19 protein-coding genes are annotated in these 20800 nt (G+C 31.9%); 8 read left to right on the top strand and 11 right to left on the bottom strand.

Features of this window, described 5'->3' with window-relative positions:
- Positions 1–45 precede the first annotated feature (45 nt).
- Positions 46–699, top strand: coding sequence for an RNA methyltransferase (locus H6578_03525; GenBank protein MCB9226232.1), 654 nt, complete (start codon positions 46–48; stop codon positions 697–699).
- A 153-nt stretch (positions 700–852) separates the two neighbouring features.
- On the opposite strand, the gene H6578_03530 is transcribed toward H6578_03525, so the two are convergent.
- On the bottom strand, positions 853–1413 hold the full coding sequence (locus H6578_03530) for a hypothetical protein (protein ID MCB9226233.1): 561 nt from the start codon (positions 1411–1413) through the stop codon (positions 853–855).
- A 239-nt stretch (positions 1414–1652) separates the two neighbouring features.
- Positions 1653–2663: a glycosyltransferase family 2 protein gene (locus H6578_03535; GenBank protein ID MCB9226234.1), complete on the bottom strand. Its 1011-nt coding sequence runs from the start codon at positions 2661–2663 to the stop codon at positions 1653–1655.
- Between the two features lie 365 nt (positions 2664–3028).
- On the opposite strand from H6578_03535, the gene H6578_03540 reads away from it, so the two are divergent.
- Positions 3029–3955 carry a J domain-containing protein gene (locus H6578_03540; protein MCB9226235.1) on the top strand — a complete coding sequence of 309 codons (927 nt, stop codon included), beginning with the start codon at positions 3029–3031 and terminating at the stop codon, positions 3953–3955.
- Complete coding sequence (locus H6578_03545) at positions 3948–4238, top strand: chaperone modulator CbpM (protein ID MCB9226236.1); 291 nt, start codon at positions 3948–3950, stop codon at positions 4236–4238. The genes H6578_03540 and H6578_03545 overlap by 8 nt, the downstream gene beginning before the upstream one ends.
- Positions 4239–4600: 362 nt before the next feature.
- On the opposite strand, the gene H6578_03550 is transcribed toward H6578_03545, so the two are convergent.
- Positions 4601–4927 (bottom strand): SCP2 sterol-binding domain-containing protein, encoded by a 327-nt coding sequence (locus H6578_03550; protein MCB9226237.1) that lies wholly within the window; start codon positions 4925–4927, stop codon positions 4601–4603.
- Between the two features lie 79 nt (positions 4928–5006).
- On the opposite strand from H6578_03550, the gene H6578_03555 reads away from it, so the two are divergent.
- The 4 genes from H6578_03555 to H6578_03570 all read left to right on the top strand — a co-directional run bounded on the left by H6578_03555 (position 5007) and on the right by H6578_03570 (position 10148).
- Positions 5007–6038 (top strand): glycosyltransferase family 4 protein, encoded by a 1032-nt coding sequence (locus H6578_03555; protein ID MCB9226238.1) that lies wholly within the window; start codon positions 5007–5009, stop codon positions 6036–6038.
- Positions 6039–6099: 61 nt separating this feature from the next.
- Positions 6100–7893, top strand: a complete 1794-nt coding sequence (locus H6578_03560; GenBank protein MCB9226239.1) for an ABC transporter ATP-binding protein — start codon at positions 6100–6102, stop codon at positions 7891–7893.
- Positions 7894–7914: 21 nt separating this feature from the next.
- A complete protein-coding gene (locus tag H6578_03565) occupies positions 7915–8829 on the top strand; it encodes an ABC transporter ATP-binding protein (GenBank protein ID MCB9226240.1) in 915 nt (304 codons plus the stop codon).
- 2 nt (positions 8830–8831) lie between these two features.
- Entirely contained in the window at positions 8832–10148 is a 1317-nt protein-coding gene (locus H6578_03570; protein ID MCB9226241.1) for an ABC transporter permease, read from the top strand.
- 48 nt (positions 10149–10196) lie between these two features.
- Here H6578_03570 and H6578_03575 read toward each other — a convergent pair whose 3' ends face one another.
- The 4 genes from H6578_03575 to H6578_03590 form a co-directional block, all read right to left on the bottom strand.
- Positions 10197–11933 (bottom strand): T9SS type A sorting domain-containing protein, encoded by a 1737-nt coding sequence (locus H6578_03575; GenBank protein ID MCB9226242.1) that lies wholly within the window; start codon positions 11931–11933, stop codon positions 10197–10199.
- Between the two features lie 219 nt (positions 11934–12152).
- On the bottom strand, positions 12153–12938 hold the full coding sequence (locus tag H6578_03580; protein MCB9226243.1) for an undecaprenyl-diphosphate phosphatase: 786 nt from the start codon (positions 12936–12938) through the stop codon (positions 12153–12155).
- Positions 12938–13192 (bottom strand): DUF3098 domain-containing protein, encoded by a 255-nt coding sequence (locus H6578_03585; GenBank protein ID MCB9226244.1) that lies wholly within the window; start codon positions 13190–13192, stop codon positions 12938–12940. The genes H6578_03580 and H6578_03585 overlap by 1 nt, the downstream gene beginning before the upstream one ends.
- 61 nt (positions 13193–13253) lie before the next feature.
- Complete coding sequence (locus tag H6578_03590) at positions 13254–14123, bottom strand: cell division protein FtsX (protein ID MCB9226245.1); 870 nt, start codon at positions 14121–14123, stop codon at positions 13254–13256.
- 104 nt (positions 14124–14227) lie between these two features.
- On the opposite strand from H6578_03590, the gene H6578_03595 reads away from it, so the two are divergent.
- Positions 14228–14725, top strand: a complete 498-nt coding sequence (locus H6578_03595; GenBank protein ID MCB9226246.1) for an HAD-IIIA family hydrolase — start codon at positions 14228–14230, stop codon at positions 14723–14725.
- A gap of 19 nt (positions 14726–14744) precedes the next feature.
- Here the strand turns inward: H6578_03595 and H6578_03600 are convergent, their stop codons facing one another.
- From H6578_03600 to H6578_03615, 4 genes are all read right to left on the bottom strand, one after another.
- Positions 14745–16991, bottom strand: coding sequence for a patatin-like phospholipase family protein (locus tag H6578_03600; protein MCB9226247.1), 2247 nt, complete (start codon positions 16989–16991; stop codon positions 14745–14747).
- 54 nt (positions 16992–17045) lie between these two features.
- The gene (locus tag H6578_03605; protein MCB9226248.1) at positions 17046–18452 is read right to left on the bottom strand and encodes a hypothetical protein; all 1407 of its coding nucleotides are present in this window, start codon (positions 18450–18452) and stop codon (positions 17046–17048) included.
- 85 nt (positions 18453–18537) lie between these two features.
- Positions 18538–19302, bottom strand: coding sequence for a transglutaminase domain-containing protein (locus H6578_03610; GenBank protein MCB9226249.1), 765 nt, complete (start codon positions 19300–19302; stop codon positions 18538–18540).
- Between the two features lie 283 nt (positions 19303–19585).
- Positions 19586–20377 (bottom strand): hypothetical protein, encoded by a 792-nt coding sequence (locus tag H6578_03615; protein MCB9226250.1) that lies wholly within the window; start codon positions 20375–20377, stop codon positions 19586–19588.
- Positions 20378–20800: the final 423 nt, after the last annotated feature.

The following is a 20800-nucleotide window of genomic DNA, read 5'->3' on the forward strand; positions in this document are numbered from 1 at the left end:
ATAGACACTCATAGTTGTTTAATATAATTATATTAATTTTGGTGGGTGCATAAGGACTCCAAACTTAAAGAATATTTGTATCAGTTTTTAACAGAAGAACGCATTGAGCAGTTTGAAAAAGTACTAGCATACCGCACCAATCATTTTGCCGTAGGCTTAGAAAACATTTTTCAGCCACACAATGCCAATGCAGTAATACGCAGTTGTGATTGTTTTGGCGTGCAAAATTGCCATGTAATAGAAAGCATTAATAAATTTAGTGCATCAAAAGGCGTGAGCAAAGGAGCTATAAAATGGGTAGATGTACACAAATACGATAACACTTCAGAAACGCTAAACACATTAAAAAGTAAAGGTTATCAAATAGTGGCTACCACACCACATAAAAATGATTGTTCTTTAGCTGATTTTGACATTACCAAAAAGAGTGTGTTCTTTTTTGGAGCAGAAAAAAAAGGTTTATCTGATGAAGTGATGCAAAGTGCTGATGTGTTTTTAAAAATACCTATGGTAGGGCATACGGAGAGTTTAAACATATCGGTAAGTGCGGCTATAATTTTGCAGTACGTTACAGATAAATTAAGAGCTACCAACATAAAATGGCAACTAACCGAAGCAGAAAAAGAAGCGGTAAGGCTTTCTTGGGCAAAAATAAGCACAAAAAAACTGGACGTACATTTAAGAAATTTTGAGGGGTAAGGTTTTGTTTGACGGGCCGCGGCTTTGCGTAGTGGCGGCATTTTAGCACTGCCGCTGATTAGAATTACTATCGTTCAATTTAGCACAAATGTTCAATAGAAATCCGTAACCCGCCATTGCGCAAAACCGATGTTGGCAGTAGTGTTGTTATTCTTAATTGCTTTTATAGTCAAAAAACTTTCCGTCTGTAATGGTTATGGTTTCTCCGATGTTGTTGATAGCAACACCACTAAAAGTTCCTTTTACTGCTTTTATTGGAAATCCAAATAATACCACATCTTTTACTTGTTCTATGGTTAATGTACCTGAAGAACCTACTGTGCTAGCTCCAATGGCATAGACTGGATTTGTTCCCGTTCCAAGACTAAGCAAAAGAGTTGCACCGCCAAACTCAATATTGGGGTCATTCAAATCATATGTACCGATACCTGAAATATTTTTTCCGCCAATTTGAATAGCATTTATGTAATTTATGCCATCTGATTTGAGACCGGCTCCTGAAATGGCTAATGTGTCCATATTAATTTTTGCTATTCCACCTAACATTGTATATTGTATTTCATCGTATGTTGCTTTCCAAAAAACACCGTTCAATTTGCACTCAATGTAACTATCTCCGTCATTTGAAGTTGGAATTGGGTCATCGGAATGACAAGAGATTAAAGTGCAACTAATTATTGCTAAAATATAGCCGAAGTAAAGTTTGTTTTTCATTTTATCTTTGTTCTGGTTAATACTTTTGAGTAGTCAAAACATTGCTGCCAACGTCTGTGTAAAAAATCGTTTTAATGTTTTTTACATACTGTCAAACAAAGTTAGTAAATTTATTTTAATAAATCAACATTTGTTGGTAAGTTTATGTGGTAGTTTTAGAGATGCCTTTCTGCAAACCGTGTCTGCCGAAAGGCAGAGGCATGACGTATTACGTAATGCTTTGTGTCTTTGCGAGCCCTTTACTTTTTCCCCAACTCACTAAACTTCTTTTTTCCATCTATAAAATAGTTAAAAACTATGCTTTGTTTTACAATGGTATTTAGTGGTTTTTGCCTGTTTCGGTTTTTTAAGTATTTAAACTGCATTTTATAAAAAGAAAAATGTGCTTTAACAATAGCAAAACAGTGGGCAAACTTTCCTTGTGTTATAAACTTAATACCTGCCAGTCCGTCTAATACCATACGCATAAATAACAAAGGATATACTTTAAACAAATCTATGTTTTTAAGCATCATTAATAGGTTGTTCCTAAAATTCAAGTATGTTTTTCTCGGGCTATCGCTGTTTAAAGTTCCTCCTCCTACATGATAAACCGTAGATTGTGGTTGTACCCAAACTTCAAACCCAGCGTTTTGCATACGCCAGCAAAGGTCTATTTCTTCCATGTGAGCAAAAAAATGTTCATCTAAACCGTTCATTTTTTTATATACCCCTGCACGCACAAACATACATGCCCCCGATGCCCAAAAAACTTGCATGGTATCGTTATATTGTCCTTCGTCTTTTTCTAAAGTGTCAAAAATACGTCCTCTACAAAAGGGATACCCTAAATAATCAATAAAACCACCTGCCGCTCCAGCATATTCAAAGTATTCTTTGTTGTTGTAACTCAATATTTTTGGTTGGCAAGCCGCTATGTTTTTATTGCTGTCCATTAAATTAATAATGGGATTTAGCCAATTTTCGGTTACTTCTATATCGCTATTTAGCAAAACAAAATATTCATATCCATCAAGATTAAGCAAAGCTTTATTGTACCCGCCTGTAAAACCGTAGTTTTCATTAAAAATTATAGTTTTTAGCTGAGGATAATTGTTTTTTAAAAAAGAAAGTGAATTATCAGTAGAGGCATTGTCAACAATAATAATATCCGATAAATCATCATCATTGTATTGAGTAACACTTGGCAAAAATTTTTCTAACCAATGTTTTCCATTCCAATTTAATATTACTACTGCTACTTTTTTCATTGTGGATGTCCCTAAGTAAGGTTGACCGTTTTTGATAATAAATTTCTTTTCATTTTGTTTAAGTCTATCGGGCAATTATGCCAATAAAGGTCTGCATCACAAAGGTAAATGTAATATTTCTTTTTCAAACACTACAGTTGTTCTTTTGTTCTTCTTTAAAACCTGAGTTCGGTTAATCCTTATTGTACTAAACATCTTAATCTAACGGCATTTACCATTGTAAACCCCAAAATAATCTAAACTATTTCGGGTTAATAATCGGTATAATCTGACAATCTGACAATAAGTTTTATGTTTTTTATAACGTATTGTCTTAATGTTTGTAAAGGAATAATAATTGATATTCTTAAAGTAAGTAAAACAAAATGGAATATAAAGATTATTATAAAATACTTGGTGTAGATAAAAATGCTACACAAGATGAAATAAAAAAGCAATATAGAAAGCTTACAAGGAAGCATCACCCCGATTTGAATCCTAATGATGAAAAAGCAGAAGCTCGTTTTCAAGAGATAAATGAGGCTAAAGAAGTGCTTATGGACCCCGAAAAACGTAAAAAATACGATAAGTATGGCAAAGATTGGGAGCATGCAGAACAATATGAAAATGCTCGCAAGCAGCAGCAAAGTCAACAGCAATATACCTACTCAAATGATGCATCAGATTTTGGTAGTCATTTTAATGGAGATGCTGGTCAGTATTCCGATTTTTTTGAGAGTATGTTTGGAGGGATGGGTGGTTTTAGTGGGGGTAGGAGTAGAGCAAACGTAAAATACAAAGGACAAGATGTAAATGCTCAGTTGCAACTTAATTTAAAAGATGTTTACACCGCTCAAAAACAAGTAATACAGTTTAACAATCAAAAGCTTAGACTAACTATACCTGCCGGGGTAGAAAACGGACAAACTATAAAAATAAAAGGCAAAGGTGGCAAGGGTATGAATGGTGGACCTGATGGCGATTTATACATTACATTTTCTATTAATAATGATACAGCTTTTAAAAGAGATAAAAGTGATTTATATAAAGATGAAAAATTAGATTTATATACGGCTATTTTAGGTGGAGAAATAACGGTAAACACTTTTGAGGGTAAAGTGAAATTAAAAGTAAAACAAGGAACTAACAATGGAACTAAAGTAAAATTATCGGGCAAAGGATTTCCTGTTTACAAGAAAAAAGACAGTTTTGGCGATTTATACATTACATACAATATTGACATACCTACAAATTTAACAAGCAAAGAAAAAGAACTTTTTGAGGAACTTAAAAAACTAAGCAACAATGGATAATCAAGAAATTATATACATAAAAACTATTTGTACTGAATATAATGTTGATCCTTTATTTTTAGATGAACTTAATGAAATAGGCTTAATAAAAACTGTTTTAGTAAATAATGAAATAAGTATAAATAGTGAGCAACTTAGCAGAGTAGAAAAAATGATACGTATGCATCATGAAATGGATATAAACACGGCAGGTATTGATGCTGTTTTTAATCTTTTAGACCAAATAGACAGTTTAACTACCGAATTAAACAGCTTAAAAAATAGGCTTTCGCTTTATGAATAAAATATGACTATCCGCTATTATACCAATAATTTATGCTTTAAGATAACATCTTGGGACGTTTAAGTAATTTGAATTACAGTTTGTGGTCTTTTACTTTTGCCTTGATACAAAAGTAAAAAAATCATCATATAATGGGCGTCATTCCATAAAATTTTGTAGTGAAACGGAAAAATTTATATGGAATCCCAAATTCCTTTTACGAAAACAATTATTAAATTGATGTTCCGAATACCTATAAGGCTACAATGGGTCGCTGAAAACTTAGTGCGATTCCCTGACTGCCGTCAAGGCAGGTTTTGTAACTTTTCTACTAAAGAAAAGTTAATGTAAAATACTTCATAGGTATCTTTACGGATATAAAATTAATGCAACTTCTTAAAGTTGTTTACAAACTTCATCATAGCTCCAATATTACTAATTTTAATTTTGCCCATCATAAAAGCCATTTGGGCATTGGTTTTTCCCAGTTCTAAATCGCTATAAACAGAGTCTTTACATTTCACTATACAGTTAGCTTCGCCATGCAAGCCTTCCTCTACTGTGCATTTATTGTCTTCTATATGTACCGTAAAATCTCCGCCATCATCTCCACTTATTTCAAAATGGAATGTAGTATCTAAATCTTCTCTTTCTTCGCTTGGTATGTATCTATCTTTTAACGATAATATTATTTCTCTTGCAGTATTCATTATTTATCTATCAAACGTTTGTTTGGTTACAAATATACAATAGCTATACCATTTTTTAATTACTTTTACTTTCTATTAAATGAAAATAGCTTTAATACATACACGCTATAAGTATAAAGGTGGCTTAGAAACCCGACTTTTTAACTATATAAATTATTTTCTGCAAAAAGGCGATACCGTAGATTTATATACTGCCGAAATAGATGCTAATATAGCAATACCGAACGGTTTAAACCTACATTATATAAACGTAAAAAAACACATAAAACACTTTAGAAACTACTTTTTTGATAAAAAACTGCATCAAGTTTTTAATGAAAACAACTACGATTTTGCATTAGCCTTAGAAAGAAATAGGGTAAAATATTTATTGGCACCCAATACGCATAAGGGATTTTTTAAGGCAAGTAATGCTATTTTAAAAACGCCTATTGATTTAGTGCAGTTGCATTTAGAAAAACAATCTTTTTCTTATGCCAAAATTATATATGCCTGCTCTGAAATGGTAAAAAATGAAATAGAACAATATTATGGCGTTTCTCCTCAAAAAGTTAAAGTTTTATATCCGCCTATTAACTTAAAAACCTTTAGCATTTTATACACAAAAGAAGAAGCACGGGCTAAACTTAATTTTAATAGTAGCGACAAACTTTTTTTGTTTGTTTCTACCAGCCATAAAAGAAAAGGCTTGCCATTTTTAAAGAAAATATTTAAAAAACTACCCGAAAATTACAAACTATTAATAGCTGGTACACCCGTAAAAAACACCAAAAACATAACATCTTTAGGTTTTGTAAAAGACATGAGCGTGCTGTACCAAGCTGTAGATTGTCTGCTTCATCCTGCTATATACGAACCTTTTGGGCAAATAGTAATAGAAGCCATAAGCCAAAAAGTGCCGGCTATAGTAAGCACAAAAGTAGGTGCAGGCGAGTTTATAAACAGTCATAATGGATATGTGCTCACTAATGACATAGAGATTTGGAAAGAAAAAATATTAAACTTTGACAAAAACACGTTTGATTTTTCAAATAATGCAGAAATTTTAGAAGAATTATCCTTGCAAAACCACATGAAATTAATGTTGAGCTTCGCAAAGCTGAATAATTAAAAATATTGCCTTACTTTAGTAGTTTATTTTGCAAAGGCAATCAAAAATAAGTGAACACAATATGAGTGAAAAGAAGTTATTATTAGAAGTTAAAAATTTAGTAACCGAGTTTAATACCGAAGAAGGAAGCGTTAAAGCAGTAAAAGGTATTAGTTTTAATCTTTATAGAGGCGAAACCGTGGGAATAGTGGGAGAGTCTGGCTCCGGAAAATCCGTTACATCATTGTCTATCATGCGTTTAATTCCTTCTCCTCCGGGCAAAATAAGCAGTGGCGAAATTATATACCACACTAAAGATGGTAAGCAAGTAGATCTTTTAAAATTATCGGAAGATGAAATGCGAAAATATAGAGGTAATGACATCTCTATGATTTTTCAAGAGCCTATGACTTCTTTAAACCCTGTTTTTACTTGTGGCGATCAAGTTATGGAGGCTATTTTGCTACATCAAAACGTAGATAAACAAAGAGCTAAAGAAATAACTTTAGAAATGTTTGAAAAAGTACAGTTGCCTACACCGCCACGTATTTTTGATGCTTATCCTCATCAATTATCGGGTGGGCAAAAGCAAAGGGTAATGATAGCCATGGCAATGAGTTGCAACCCTGATATATTAATAGCCGATGAGCCCACTACCGCTTTAGATGTAACCGTACAAAAAACCATATTGGAGTTAATGAACGAATTGAGTGAAACTATAGATAGCTCAATAGTTTTTATTACCCACGATTTAGGCGTTATAGGCGAAATAGCCGACCGAGTTATAGTGATGTACAAAGGTGATATAGTAGAAGAAGGCAGTGTTTTAGATATTTTTAAAAATCCACGACATCCTTATACGCGTTCACTATTAGCTTGCCGACCGCCATTAGGACTGCGATTAAGCACTTTACCTACGGTAAAAGATTTCATGAAAGTAGAAAATGGAAAAATTATAGAGCTAAACACTTCTGTAGAAGAAGCCATAAATAAAGTAATAGTTTCTGAAAATGAAACCAAAGCCAGATTAGAAGGCTTAAAAGAGAAAGAACCTATTTTAAAGGTTAAAAATTTACACACATGGTTTCCTACTAAAAAGAATTTATTTGGCAAAACAACTGATTGGGTTAAAGCTGTAGATGATGTTACTTTTGATGTTTATCCGGGCGAAACGCTTGGATTAGTTGGCGAATCGGGGTGCGGAAAAACCACACTGGGGCGTACCATATTAAATTTAGCACCGGCACATAGCGGAGAAGTATTTTTTGAAGGAAAAAACTTATTGCAGCTTCCTGCCAAAGAAATGAAAGAAATGCGTAAGGATATGCAAATAATTTTTCAAGACCCTTACTCTTCTTTAAACCCCCGTATGACTATTGGCGGAGCCATACAAGAACCTATGACTGTGCATGGTTTGTACGGCAATGAAAAACAAAGAAAAGAAAAGGTAGAAAGCTTGCTTGAAACCGTAGATTTAGATCCTAAACATTATTATAGATACCCGCATGAGTTTAGTGGAGGGCAGCGTCAGCGTATTTGTATAGCCCGTGCTTTGGCACTTAATCCACGTTTTATTATTTGCGATGAATCTGTATCGGCATTAGATGTTTCGGTGCAAGCACAGGTGCTTAATCTATTGCTAAACTTGCGAAAAGAATACAACTTTACTTACATTTTTATCTCGCACGATTTAAGTGTAGTTAAATTTATGAGTGATAGAATGGTGGTTATGAACAAAGGAAAAATAGAAGAAATGGGTGCTGCCGATGATATTTATAATAATCCACAAAGAGAATATACACAACGCCTAATTCACGCCATACCAAAAGGCGAACTTAAAGATATAGAAGCAAGAATTGCAAAAGCAAAAGCTTAAAAGCCTTTAATAAAATAACTAATGAGTAATATATTACTTGAAACCCAAAACATCAGCAAATCTTTTGGAGATAAAAAGGCATTGCAAAATTTCAATATAAAAATTCCTGAAGGAAGCATTTATGGTTTACTTGGACCAAATGGAGCAGGAAAAACCACCTTTTTAAGAATAATAAACCAAATTTCTTTTCCCGATACAGGAAAAATATTGTTTAATGGCGAAACCTTACAACAAAAGCATATAGCACAAATAGGTTATATGCCGGAAGAAAGAGGACTATACCGAAATATGAAAGTAGGTGAACAAGCCATTTATTTAGCTCAATTAAAAGGTTTAGAAAAAGCTGAAGCTACCAAAAGATTAAAACTTTGGTTTGAAAAACTGCAAATTAAAGGTTGGTGGGACAAAAAAATAAATGAACTGTCAAAAGGAATGGGACAAAAAGTACAGTTTATAACTACCGTACTGCACGAACCTAAACTTATAATTTTTGATGAACCTTTTAGCGGTTTTGATCCCGTAAATGCCAATATAATAAGAGATGAAATATTGCAACTAAAAGCAAAGGGAACAACCATAATTTTTTCTACTCATAGAATGGAATCTGTGGAAGAAATGTGTGATTATGTGGCTTTAATTAATAAATCTGAAAAAATACTGGATGGAGAAATTAACGACATAAAGCAGCAGTTTAAAGAAGGCAAACTTAAAGTGAAACTCAAAGTAAATAATGCTGAGTTGTTTTCAGATTTTAAACAGCAGTACGATATTATAGAGCTTAAAACCAATAAAGATGTGGCAGATTTTGTATTAAACACTACACAAAACACTACAAAAAAAGTAATAAACGAAATAAATAAGCTTGGAGAATTAATTTACTTTAATGAAATGACACCAAGCATGAACGAAATATTCTTAAAAGCGGTAAAAGAATAGTTATGAATCAAATATTATTAGTTACCCAAAGAGAATATTTAGTTCAAGTAAAAAAGAAATCTTTTATTATTCTTACTTTGGCTATGCCACTGCTTATGATGGCACTTTTTGCTTTAGTAATTTTTTTTAGCAAAGCTAATCAACAAACAGATAAAATAGCGGTAATAGATAACAGTGGTTTGTTTAGTACTGTTTTTAAATCCACAGAAAATGAGCTGTTTTCTTTTTATAATGATGCTGATTTTAGTGCTTTAAAAGACAGTTTAAATACTTCAAACAATTTTCAAGGTATATTATTTATTCCAAAAGCGGATGAAAACTATCAAAATCTTGTAGAAGGAATATTGCTTTTGAGCAACAAAAATTTTAGTGTTACAAAATTAACGAGCCTACAAAATAAAATAGCAAATCATATAGAAGAGTTAAAATTGGCACAAAAAGGTGTTTCTAAAGAAGATTTTGAAGAAATAAAAACCAATGTTTCTATAAAGGTAGAGAAATTGAGCAGTACAGGTTCTACAAATTCTAATGAGAGTTTAGAAACCATAAAAATGGTTATTTCAACTATGTTGATGTATGCCACTTTTATGTTTATAATGATGTATAGTATAAGAGTAATGCGTAGTGTTTTAGAAGAAAAAAGTAACCGTGTTGTAGAAATTATTATTTCCTCTGTAAAACCATTTAACTTAATGATTGGTAAAATATTGGGCACTACTTTAATGGCAATTACACAGTTTGTTATTTGGATTATTTTTATAGTGATATTACTTACTGTTTTTCACAATTTATTTCCTGCGGGAGGAATGCCAAATAATAACCTAATGGCACAAAACCCGGCAATAATGCAAGAAAATATGAATGCAGAATTTAGCCAAACTGTAGATGCTTTATTCCAATTAAACTATCCGTTAATCATAATCTCATTTTTAATTTATTTCTTTTTTGGTTATTTGCTATACAGTGCATTTTTTGCAGCGATAGGAGCTTCTGTAGATAATGAAACGGATACACAACAATTTATGTGGGTGGGTTTAATTCCGTTAATGTTAGGTGTATATGGTTCGTTTTCTATTATGGACAATCCCGATGGACCCGTAGGATTTTGGTTGTCATTAATTCCATTTACTTCTCCCGTTTCTATGATGATGCGTATAGCTTATGATGTTCCAGTTTGGCAATTGGGTTTGTCTATTCTAATACTTATAACGTCCGTTTTTGCTATGGTGTGGTTTGCTGCTAAAATATACAAAGCAGGCATACTTATGTACGGCAAAAAAGCCAGCTTTAAAGATTGGTATAAGTGGTTGAGGATGTAGCTTGCTAATTAGATAATTTGGAAATTAGGTAATTGTCTAATTAAAAAATTATTTCAGAACAACTTTAGTGCAAAAAATATCATTATCAGATTTTAACTTAATAATGTAAGTTCCTTTACTTATTCCATTATTTAGCAAGTTTACAGAAGTAGAATTTGTATTAATAGCTTTAGTGAAAACCAAATTACCTAATATGTTGTAAATTTCTAAAAACGAATTAGAAGCAGTATTTTCTATGTTAATTGTTCCTGTTGTTGGATTTGGATATATGCTAACATTAAGATTTTTATTAGAAGTAATAGCTGTTGCTTTGTTTAAAATTAAAATATCTTCTTCTAAAGTGAAACTAAGATTTTCTTGCAAACTATTCTCTAATAGTGAAACTATAGGAGTGCTATCATTAGAAACAGTATAGTTATCTACCCAAACTGAATACTCGTCAATAGCAAGATTGTCATATTCAAAATAGCCTAAGCTATTAGTGGTTGTATGTTTTACTACTTCATTGTTAGTGTTTTTCAAAATAAGATTTAGGTTTTCTACAGGTTCTCCTCCATCTTTTTTACCCGCTCCTAAAGAAACGTAGCCAGAGATAAATCCAGAACCTCCAGGATTTACGCCTGCTATTGTATTAAAGTTGGCTATAGAATAAGGAATTATATGAGGCACACTGATTGCAGAGCTAAAAGTGGTAGAATTTGTATAATAGGTTGGAACCTCATTTGGATAATGTGAAGAATCAGGAATCGCTTTAATATACATATCAGCATATATATTTATAAATTCAAAAAAACCACTAGTGTCTGTTGTTGTTTGAGCAAATAATCCAACAGAGTCTACACTTGAATCATAACCTATTAATAATACAGTCGAGTTTTGTAGAGGAGTAGCAAGAGATGTACTTATGTTACCTATAATATGCACGCCAGTTATATCAAATGCAATAGTGATGGTATCACAAATATTGTTGTAGGAATTATTACAAAGTTCGAAATCCGCTGTGTCGGGTCCAAAGAAGTTGTTAGCCGGAACGTATTCATAACAAGTTGGAGAAGTTTGGGTTATTATTCCATTAAATGCTAAACTTAATAAAGATGAACTCAAATTGTTACCAGAATAACAAGTAAAAGAATCTAAACAAAAGTTAACAGTCGTATTCATTTGACTGGTGTAGTTTATGGTATCAGCAACAGTGGTAGTTTGGATAAAAAAAATTGTTGTATCACAGATGTTGCTAGTGCAAACTTCAATGAATACAGTATCAAATCCCCAACAATTTGAAGTGTAATTCATACATCCTGGCATTGTCGGAGATAATGTTCCATAATTAGAAAAAGGTGAGATTACACTTGTGGTAGTAATAGGATTGTTAAACTGAGTTTCAATACATAAATCAATTGGACATCCTTCACAAGTCTCAGCTGGTAAAGAATCTGTTACTGGATTTACATTAATATAAACAATTGCAGTATCACATAAAACAGGAATTCCGGTATCACAAACTTCATAACCAAAATAGTCTGTTCCAACAAAATTTGGGTCTGGAATATATGTAATAACTGAACCACCATTAGAAGTAATTGTGCCATAGGTTGGAGTTAATGTAAATGACAAACTTGTAACATCCAACGGTCCTTGGGCGTCATAGTCATTGCCAAGCATATCTATCGTAACAGGGGTGTCTTCATCAACAGTTGCAGTATCATTAACTGCTATTGGAGGTGTATTTTGTGATGAACCTAAAATAAAAAGAATACAAAATAGAATTGTAGATATAAATTTCATCTTTTTTAGTTTGTTGCCATTCAAAGATAAAATTAAATATTATATAATTAAGTTTTTTTTAAATTTATTTTATTTGAAAATAATAATAGTTGTACCAATTGTTGACACAAAATAGTCTAATCTATTTTGTGTTTTATAATGGTAAATGCCGTTAGAGCAATATATTTAGTACAATAAGGCGGAAGCCGATATTGGACTATTATATATTCCTAAACGGTATTACAGTATAGTTGTAAACTTCAATAAAACTATTAGAATAACCCCCACAACTATTCTGTAATAACCAAACATTTTAAAACCATATTTGGTTAAGAAGCTTATAAAGCCTTTTATGGCAATGAGTGCTACAATGAAAGCTACAATATTTCCTAAAGCTAATATGCCTAAATCTGAAGATTGAAAACCAAAATCAAGTTGATACTTTAGCATTTTGTAGCCTGTGGCTGCCAGCATAGTTGGCACTGCTAAAAAGAATGAAAATTCAGCAGCATTTGTCCTATTTAGTTTTTGGCTAAGTCCGCCTATAATAGTTGCCGCAGAGCGAGAAACACCAGGCATCATAGCTATTACTTGAAAGAAACCTATAATTAAAGCTTTTACATAGCTTATCTCTTGCTTGCCTGTTACTTCTTCATTTTTAGCAAAATATTTATCTACAAAAAGTAAAACTATTCCACCTAAAATTAAATTGATACCCACAGTTAGCGGGCTTTCTAATAAAGCATCTATATAATCATTAAGTAATAAGCCAAAAATTGCAGCAGGAACAAAAGCTATAAATAGCTTTACATAAAAATCAAAGGATTGTAAAAAACGTTTCCAATACAAAACCAAAACGGAAAGAATAGCACCAAACTGTATGGCTACGGTAAACATTTTTACATATTCATTTTCTGCTATGCCCATAAAAGCAGAGCCTATAATCATGTGTCCGGTAGAAGAAACGGGCAAAAACTCGGTAAGCCCTTCAATAATAGCTAAAACTATAGCTTGCCAGTTTTCCATTAAGCGTCAGCCTTCTTAAAGTTTTTCATTATGGCAAAAACTTCAAGTATAAAACCTAACATTATAACTATAGGAGCTAAGGTAATGCGTCTAAAACTATACAAACCGGCTTTATCAAACTCATGAGCGTAGCCGTCAGGACCCAGCTCGGCACCACCGCCAGCCATTAGCATAAAACCAATAATAATTATTACTACACCTACTGCCATTAGTATGTAGTTCATTTTTGTATATAATAATTGTGATTTACTCATAATATAGTCTATTATCTAATTGTCTAAAAATCTATGTCTATCTGTCTGCCAGTCTATTCATTTAATAAAGGTCATCTAATTTCATTCTTAAATATTTTCTTACTGCAAAGCTTGTACTTATCAGCGAAATTAGAACACCTAAAATAATTAATGCTCCAAAAATAAGTATAAAATCTAAAATATTAGCAAACACATTGATGGGTATAACATATTTTTCAAATAAAAATACCGTTAGCATTAAAAGTAACGATGCCAAAACAGTACTTATAATTCCGTTTAAAAGCCCTCTTAATATAAAAGGTTTGGTTATAAACCACCTTGTAGCTCCCACCAATTGCATACTTCTAATAATAAACCGTTTAGAAAACATAGCCAATTTTATGGTATTGTCTATTATAATGTAACTAACAAGAATTAACAGCACTAAAAAAGCCAACAAGCCTATTAAAACTTTGGTAGAAATATTATTTATCTCTTCTAAAAGCTGAGCATCATAATTTATACTGCTTACTAAATTGTTTTTGCGTATATCGTCCATAATCCACGCTACACTATCTTTATTTGAGTATGGAGCATTTAATTTAAGCAAAACGGCATCTGGCAAAGGGTTGTAACCAATGGTGTTTATAAAATCTTCGCCTAATTCTTCTTTCATCAGTTCCGCAGCATCTTCTTTATTCACTATTTCTACAGATTTAGCAAAATCTCTGTTTTCCAATTGTTTTGAAAGTTGCAAACGGTCGCTTTCGCTTACATTTTCCTTTAACACTAATTGAATGGTTAAATTTTCTTTTATACTTTGGCTAAGTTTTGCCGACTGCACAAAGAACGTAGCTATTATGCCTAAAACAAATAAAATTAAACTTATACTTATTATTGAAATAAAATAAGTGGGGTTGTTTTTCTTAGTACGTTTTGAACTTTTGCTCATTTGGTGTGCTAAATTAATTAAAAAAAGTATTGTAAAACTGTGTAAGCAATTAAAACTTATTAACTTCATACTGTTTTAAGTATAAAAACTACTAAATTTAGGATATGGATACACATGAAATTCAATTATTGGTATTAGATGTTGACGGTACATTAACTGACGGAGGTATTTACATTTCGGAAAAAGGCGATGAAATGAAAAAATTTAATACCAAAGACGGAATGGGTATTAAAAAATTGATGAAAACGGGCGTTGAAGTTGCTTTTTTAAGTGCCAGTATCAGCAAAAAAATAGTTCATTACAGAGCGGCTATGTTGGGGGTAAGATACTGCTATGCTGGCAATGCAGATAAAGAAGAAATACTTAACCAATGGCTTGACGAATTAGATATAAGTTTTGAAAACGTAGCTTTTATAGGCGATGATATTAATGATGCTAAAGTAATGCAACAAGTCGGTTTATCTGCATGCCCGAGTGATGCTTTGGCAGAAGTAAAAAATATAGCTAATATCGTTTTAGAGAAAAAAGGTGGTCAAGGTTGCGTCCGCGAGTTTATAGACCGTGTTTTTGTGTATCGGCTATTAGCTTCTGAAGGAAATTAAGATTGTTTATTTCTTTTGACTATTCTTCTATCTCTTCTATTATTTTATTAAACCTTTGCATATTTGTAGAATCTACGGCTGCATCTATTACATTTTCTAATTCTTTTTGGCTCAATCGCAAACTCATGCTGGCTCGTTTTTTATTGTCGCCTACACTATATTCTAAGTTGTATAAACTTAATTTTCCGTCTAAAATTTCATTAGTGCCTTCCAGCATATAATTGTGCAAATAATCTTGCGAGTTGGTAATATTGCTATAAATACTGCCAAAAGAAGAACCTAATTTTGATACAAAAGTTTGATACTCAAAATCTTCTATTTTTTTGTTTTTTACGTTATCTCTTATTTGCACTATCATAACGCCACTGGTATTTTTCTTAATCCAATTTTGAAATACATTAATAAATCTTACCGCATCTTCTATTCCAAAATTATCTCTAATTCCGGCATCAAATACATCTATTTTAGGCTCGCTGGGCAAGGAAACATTAGGCAAAATAAGCGGATAGGTAGCATTCATTCGCACTGCTGAAATTACATTTAAACTATCGGGATTATTTTTGCTAAAAAAAGATTTAAAATCTATGGCATCTATGTTTAAATTGTCTTTATTGCCGTGTATGTCTGTATTGGCATGCATTAAATATCTTACATTGTGCGGACTTATAACTAATTTTCTTAAATCTGTAATGCTAATAGTATTAAGCAATAACATAGGTATGGTTGCATTTTTTTCAAAATTTTCATATTCTACTATAGGTTTTTTTAATAAATCTTCAGTGTAATTATTAAAAGCTAACTCAAATGCCGTACCTCTATCAAAAGTATATTTTTTATTATTTAATTTATATTTTTTAAAGCCAAAAAACATATCGTTTGTTACTATGGTGCTGGTTATTTTATTTATTAAATCGCCAGATACATTTTGGACATATTTTTCACTATAAATGTTGTCCAATATATTTAACTTTTTCCTTAAGTACAATTCTCTATAATAAGTTATGCCCATCATTCCGCCAGAGGCACCAGACATAAGCATGGTATGGTTTAAAAAATCGCCATTGCTAAGGCTGTCTAATGTTTGAAGCACTTTAACGGTATATGCTGCGGCTCTATTTCCACCACCGGAAGATAATACTATTACCATTTTAGGTTTATATCGGTATGGTTTTCCCTCGGTATTTTTTTCTTTCCATTTTTCCAATATTTTTAGGGTATTGCTTATGTCCAGCTCTATAGAATCTTCATTAGCTATTTTGCGAAGCTCTTCTAAAGAATATTCTTGCTTATAAGTATAGTCTAAGCCATAAGCTTGGCTATCTCTTTGCATCCATTTTGTTTTAGAAAAATAGTTTAAAGTAAGCAAAACCGCTATAAGCATAACTGTGCCCCACTTGCCTGCCCAATGATATATTAATCCCGACAAAGAAATCAAAATACTAAAAAACAAGAAAATAGTGCCTGCTGCCGGAATTTCAAAAATGGGATTATCAACTACAAAACCTAAGGCAACTAAAAGCAAAGTATTAAGAAAAATGATTAAAAAGGCATTGATGTGATGTTGCTGAAATACTTTTCTTAAAAGTCTTTCGCTGTAATGTTTTACTTCTCTTACAGGTCTTATTCTAAATTTTCTTGATAAATAATATTCAACTTTTTCTGCTTTCCCAAAATTGTTTAAATCTACCCAACTGGTTTCTTCATTATTAAAATCATGGTCTTCTTGGTTAATGAATTTAAAAATATTTTTATTGGTTAGTAAAAAATAAAAAGAGGTGGTAAAAAGTATTAAGGCAAATCCAGAAGCAATTCCCAATATCATCCACGCTATTTGAATATTATCTTTATCCATTTCCACTTGTTGAAATTGGATAATTTTATATACATAAACTATAAAAAATGCCAGAGGAATAATGCTATTATTAAAAGTAAACATGGCAAAAGGCCATTTTAAACTTGCCATAAAAGGATAGCGATAGCTATACATTAGGTAGCTTATTAAATTCCATGTAATGTAAAATATGCCCAAGCACATACCCACTATATGAAAACTAAAGTAGCCTACTATGCCAAAATATTCGGGATTTAAAAACAGAATAGGCATGCCATAATCTATACCAAAATTATTAGTAACCATTAGTAAGATTATAAGCCAGCTAAAGCCTAATACAAAGTTTTCTTTTATGTGATTTAGTATAAGATTAAAGGGGAAAAAGTATAGTGTATCGCTAACTTTTTGGTAAATATCTTTAAACTTAAATGACATATAAAATGCTTGGAACTTAATTGAAAGATAAAGATATTAAATGTAAAGCAGAAATTAATACAATATTGCTCCTATATCAAAAGGATTGTTGTGTAGATTGCAATAATAGTCGTATAAATAGGTAGAATTTGTACCTGTAGCTATGCATGGAGAGTTATCTCTTAAATGAAAATCACCTTCTTGCATATTTTCAAACTGTGGATTTTGGTTAAAAATACAGTTTGTGTAGGTGCTGGTATCTGTGTTTAAAGATGTTTTTACTAAACAGTTTTGTAGGTCAAAATTAAAATCGGCAATGTCATCATTGTTTATAGAAAACTCATCATTTTTGCTTCCGTAAATAATACAATTGGTAAAATTAGCAGCAGTTAAATTGCCATAGCCACCTTGTGTTCCATTACTTGCATAATTAGATAAAGCAACGGCAGCTTGCTCTCCTGTTCCGTAAAAGGTGCAATTTGTAAAATCGTAATTTCCGCCCATGGCTAAGGTAGCCAATCCATTTCCTGCACTATAGAAAATAGAATTATTGCATTCCACATTGGCATTTAAACAAAATAAGGCGGTATTTGATGTGTTTTTAATTTTTACTTTATCCAGCACTAATTGTGGTTGGTTGCTTTGACTAAAAGTGCTAAAATCATCAAAAATCCACCTTCCTAAAATACCATAAGTGGCATTGTTTATTATGGTGTTATGAAACGTGCCGGTAGCTCCATTTCTTAGTACTATGCCCAGCCAAAGTCCTTTCATATCGTCATAAATCAATCCGTTAGGCAAGTCTTCTATTCTATCGCTTTGCAACACTACAGAGTCCATGCAGTTGGGTTCGCCTATAGTTAGTGGTCCGTCAGAAAAAATGCCACTTCCTGCGGTAAAATAAACTTTGCAGCCAGCTTTTATTTGCAACGAGCCAAAACTTTCAATACCTACACCGGGGAAAGAATCATTTCTAACTACTACGTGTGGTTTGTCGTTGTTCCAAATAGAATCGCCCGTAATAACTTCTCCGTAATGAAAATAAGCATTTTGTCCCCAAGCTCGCAAATACGATTTTTGAACTATACCGTTGTAGTGGTATTCAATTTCATCTAATAAAACAAAAGGATTGTTTTGATTGTTTGGGTCAACGGTTACTTCGGCAAAGATGTAGATGTAATCTTTTGCCGGAATTTCAATGTTTTCAATTATTCTGCCAGGTTCGCCATCTACATTTATTCTAAATTGTGTGCCCGGTAAGCCCATTAGCTCAACTTTATCTAATTTAACGGTTTCTTTTAGCGTGTTTTCTACTTTAAAGTATCTTGTTATGCTACCAACAGATGTAAAAACGGTATCAAAAGTAAGTGTATCGGCAGAAAATTTAAGTACTTCATCGCTACCGGAATAAAGTCTATCTTTTTTGCAAGAAGTAGCAAAAAGCAAAGCGGTAAGCAAAAAAAGTATGACAATTTGTTTCATAGTTTCATTATAAACTGAATAATCAATTTTTTATTTTGCAAAGCAAAGGATTAATAAAGTAATTTCATAATGAAGTATTCTTATTTTACGAAAGTTTGTAGAAATCTTTTATACAATTTGAATAATAACAGTAATCAATGTTATAATTAATTTGAAATTTAGTGGGGAATTTTGCATTTAGTGGAACTAACATTAATCTGTTTTTCCCATCAAATTTTATTTTCTTTTCAATTTGTCTGTTGTCAAATGCTGTATCAAAATAAAATAAATAAGGGTAAATCCAGCTATAATATTCTTTTAAATTGTAAGTTATTTCTGATTGGGTAATGATTTCGGGATTTTTATTACATAACAATTCTTGAAATTCTATACAATTAAAAACTTGGTGGTCTTGTTTAGTTGCTATAAAATTAAATTGTGGGTCAATAAATAACCATTTATTTTGCTCTTTTATAAATGTTTCTACAACTACATGACCTGCTCCAAACTCTCTTGTTTCTACATCTTTTGTTTTTAGCGAAACTATTCTTGATTTTATTCCTAAAGAATTTAAACAAGCCGAAGTAACAATTGAATACTCAACACATCTGAATTGTTTGCCTTTTTGTGCTTCTTCAATAATGTAAATAGGGTCGTATTTTTTAGGTTCATTTCCTCCGTCATGTTCCCAAAGATTATGAACCCATTTTGTAATAACAACTACTTTTTCAATAGAACTTTTGCAATCCTCTACTAATTTTTCTAAACTAAATTTTGACTTAAGAGCTATTGAAAATTCACTTTCGGGGTTTTCAAAATAATATTTGATTTCGGAATTTTCGTTAACAGTATCAAATTTAAGTGTTTTCATTATTTTTCTGTCATTGCATATTTAGTGGCAAAAATAATAATTCGGAGTAATGGACAAAAATTAGGCTATTTTTCGGACGTGAAGTTCTAATGGACATTTTTTAGGCTCTATTTTTTATGGTTTTTAGGATTGTCAAATTTAATTTTCCAAATTTGTGTTGTCTATATAAACGGAAGCGAGCTCTGCTGGAGAGCAACTCGTTAGGGATAATGTAGATGCTCGATAAAAATATCGGTACTATGGACTGCTAAAATTAGGAGTCCATAGCTATTTTTGGAGAGCTTTATGCCTTTAAAAACTCATCTATAAATTTAATTTTTCTTTTTTTAGATAATCCATTGTGGTTTCTTAGTTTATTCTTTAAGTCTGCAAAATGACCATCAATAGCATTGGTGGTGTTTGGAATATTAAGTTCTATATAATCGTACCAGGTAAATAACCAAGGTAAATTATTTTTTAAACTTCTATATGCACTTCGTATTTTTTTATGTGTATAAAAGGATTTATTTGTAACGGGGTTAATAGTTCTTTCATTGAGAAAGTCTTCCCATTTATTAAACCATAAATCTAAAGCTCCTGTAAAAGATTCTTTATCTGTTTGCTTCATTAAATTGACAACTTCCATTAGTTCTTTAGATGCTATAAGTTTGGGGTTCTTGGTTAAATATCTTCGTATAATTGCAGATTGATGAAATTGACACATTTGAACAGGAACATCAAATGATTGGATTAAACCTTTTCTTCCATCACAAACAATACCATTAATCTTAAACCCTAAAGATTTTAATTCATTGATTCCCTTGATATATAAAGCATTTGTTTCTGTCCTGACATAGTACTTCAATAAATTCTCTTTTGTTAGACTATCCTTAAACAACATAACGCCAAAGTTCCTTCCCCAGTAGGTTGTATCCATAAGAACAATTACTTCTCTTGGAACTTTTGATTTTAATTCAACTAAAATAGAATCCAATCTTCTTTGAATGGTTTTTACTGAACATGTATATCTAATAGCAAGTTGAGAATAGGTTTGTTTTCCATACAAGTATTCATCCCAAAGAATCTTATTGTCAATCCTATTACCTCCTAAAAATTGTTTCCCACAATAAGAGCATTTATACAATTGAACACCTTTAACTTTTCCATTTTTCTTGGTAAATCCTTTACCACAGCTTAAGCACTTTTTTTATTCATAATCTTTGATTGCCCTCAAAGCTAATAATTATAACTGTTACAGCGATTCCTATCCTAAAAAATGTCCATTAAGCCAATAATTCCAATACAGTTAAGTTAATTAGTGTTCTACACTCGTGCCACGACTCCAAGTCGTGGCACGAGTGTAGCCAATAAAAGAACGTCTTTGCGAGTGAGATACGAACGAAGTAATCTATTCAAAAAAAATCTTCCTCAAATCGTCATTGCCGTGCACTTGCCTCTATCTCTACCTGCCTCCGCAGGTATGACGTTTTAGGGAAAGGTTAGGCTTTTATAGCATGGT

Source organism: Chitinophagales bacterium, assembly GCA_020635995.1.
Lineage (GTDB): Bacteria > Bacteroidota > Bacteroidia > Chitinophagales > UBA8649 > JAFMKE01.

What these genes read in the sequence shown, in the direction of transcription:
- H6578_03595 (MCB9226246.1), top strand. Translation starts at nt 14,228, where the DNA reads ATGGATACACATGAAATTCAATTATTGGTATTAGATGTTGACGGTACA.
- H6578_03590 (MCB9226245.1), bottom strand. Translation starts at nt 14,123, where the DNA reads ATGAGCAAAAGTTCAAAACGTACTAAGAAAAACAACCCCACTTATTTT.
- H6578_03535 (MCB9226234.1), bottom strand. Translation starts at nt 2,663, where the DNA reads ATGAAAAAAGTAGCAGTAGTAATATTAAATTGGAATGGAAAACATTGG.
- H6578_03585 (MCB9226244.1), bottom strand. Translation starts at nt 13,192, where the DNA reads ATGAGTAAATCACAATTATTATATACAAAAATGAACTACATACTAATG.
- H6578_03605 (MCB9226248.1), bottom strand. Translation starts at nt 18,452, where the DNA reads ATGAAACAAATTGTCATACTTTTTTTGCTTACCGCTTTGCTTTTTGCT.
- H6578_03610 (MCB9226249.1), bottom strand. Translation starts at nt 19,302, where the DNA reads ATGAAAACACTTAAATTTGATACTGTTAACGAAAATTCCGAAATCAAA.
- H6578_03600 (MCB9226247.1), bottom strand. Translation starts at nt 16,991, where the DNA reads ATGTCATTTAAGTTTAAAGATATTTACCAAAAAGTTAGCGATACACTA.
- H6578_03565 (MCB9226240.1), top strand. Translation starts at nt 7,915, where the DNA reads ATGAGTAATATATTACTTGAAACCCAAAACATCAGCAAATCTTTTGGA.
- H6578_03575 (MCB9226242.1), bottom strand. Translation starts at nt 11,933, where the DNA reads ATGAAATTTATATCTACAATTCTATTTTGTATTCTTTTTATTTTAGGT.
- H6578_03540 (MCB9226235.1), top strand. Translation starts at nt 3,029, where the DNA reads ATGGAATATAAAGATTATTATAAAATACTTGGTGTAGATAAAAATGCT.
- H6578_03570 (MCB9226241.1), top strand. Translation starts at nt 8,832, where the DNA reads ATGAATCAAATATTATTAGTTACCCAAAGAGAATATTTAGTTCAAGTA.
- H6578_03560 (MCB9226239.1), top strand. Translation starts at nt 6,100, where the DNA reads ATGAGTGAAAAGAAGTTATTATTAGAAGTTAAAAATTTAGTAACCGAG.
- H6578_03555 (MCB9226238.1), top strand. Translation starts at nt 5,007, where the DNA reads ATGAAAATAGCTTTAATACATACACGCTATAAGTATAAAGGTGGCTTA.
- H6578_03530 (MCB9226233.1), bottom strand. Translation starts at nt 1,413, where the DNA reads ATGAAAAACAAACTTTACTTCGGCTATATTTTAGCAATAATTAGTTGC.
- H6578_03545 (MCB9226236.1), top strand. Translation starts at nt 3,948, where the DNA reads ATGGATAATCAAGAAATTATATACATAAAAACTATTTGTACTGAATAT.
- H6578_03550 (MCB9226237.1), bottom strand. Translation starts at nt 4,927, where the DNA reads ATGAATACTGCAAGAGAAATAATATTATCGTTAAAAGATAGATACATA.
- H6578_03580 (MCB9226243.1), bottom strand. Translation starts at nt 12,938, where the DNA reads ATGGAAAACTGGCAAGCTATAGTTTTAGCTATTATTGAAGGGCTTACC.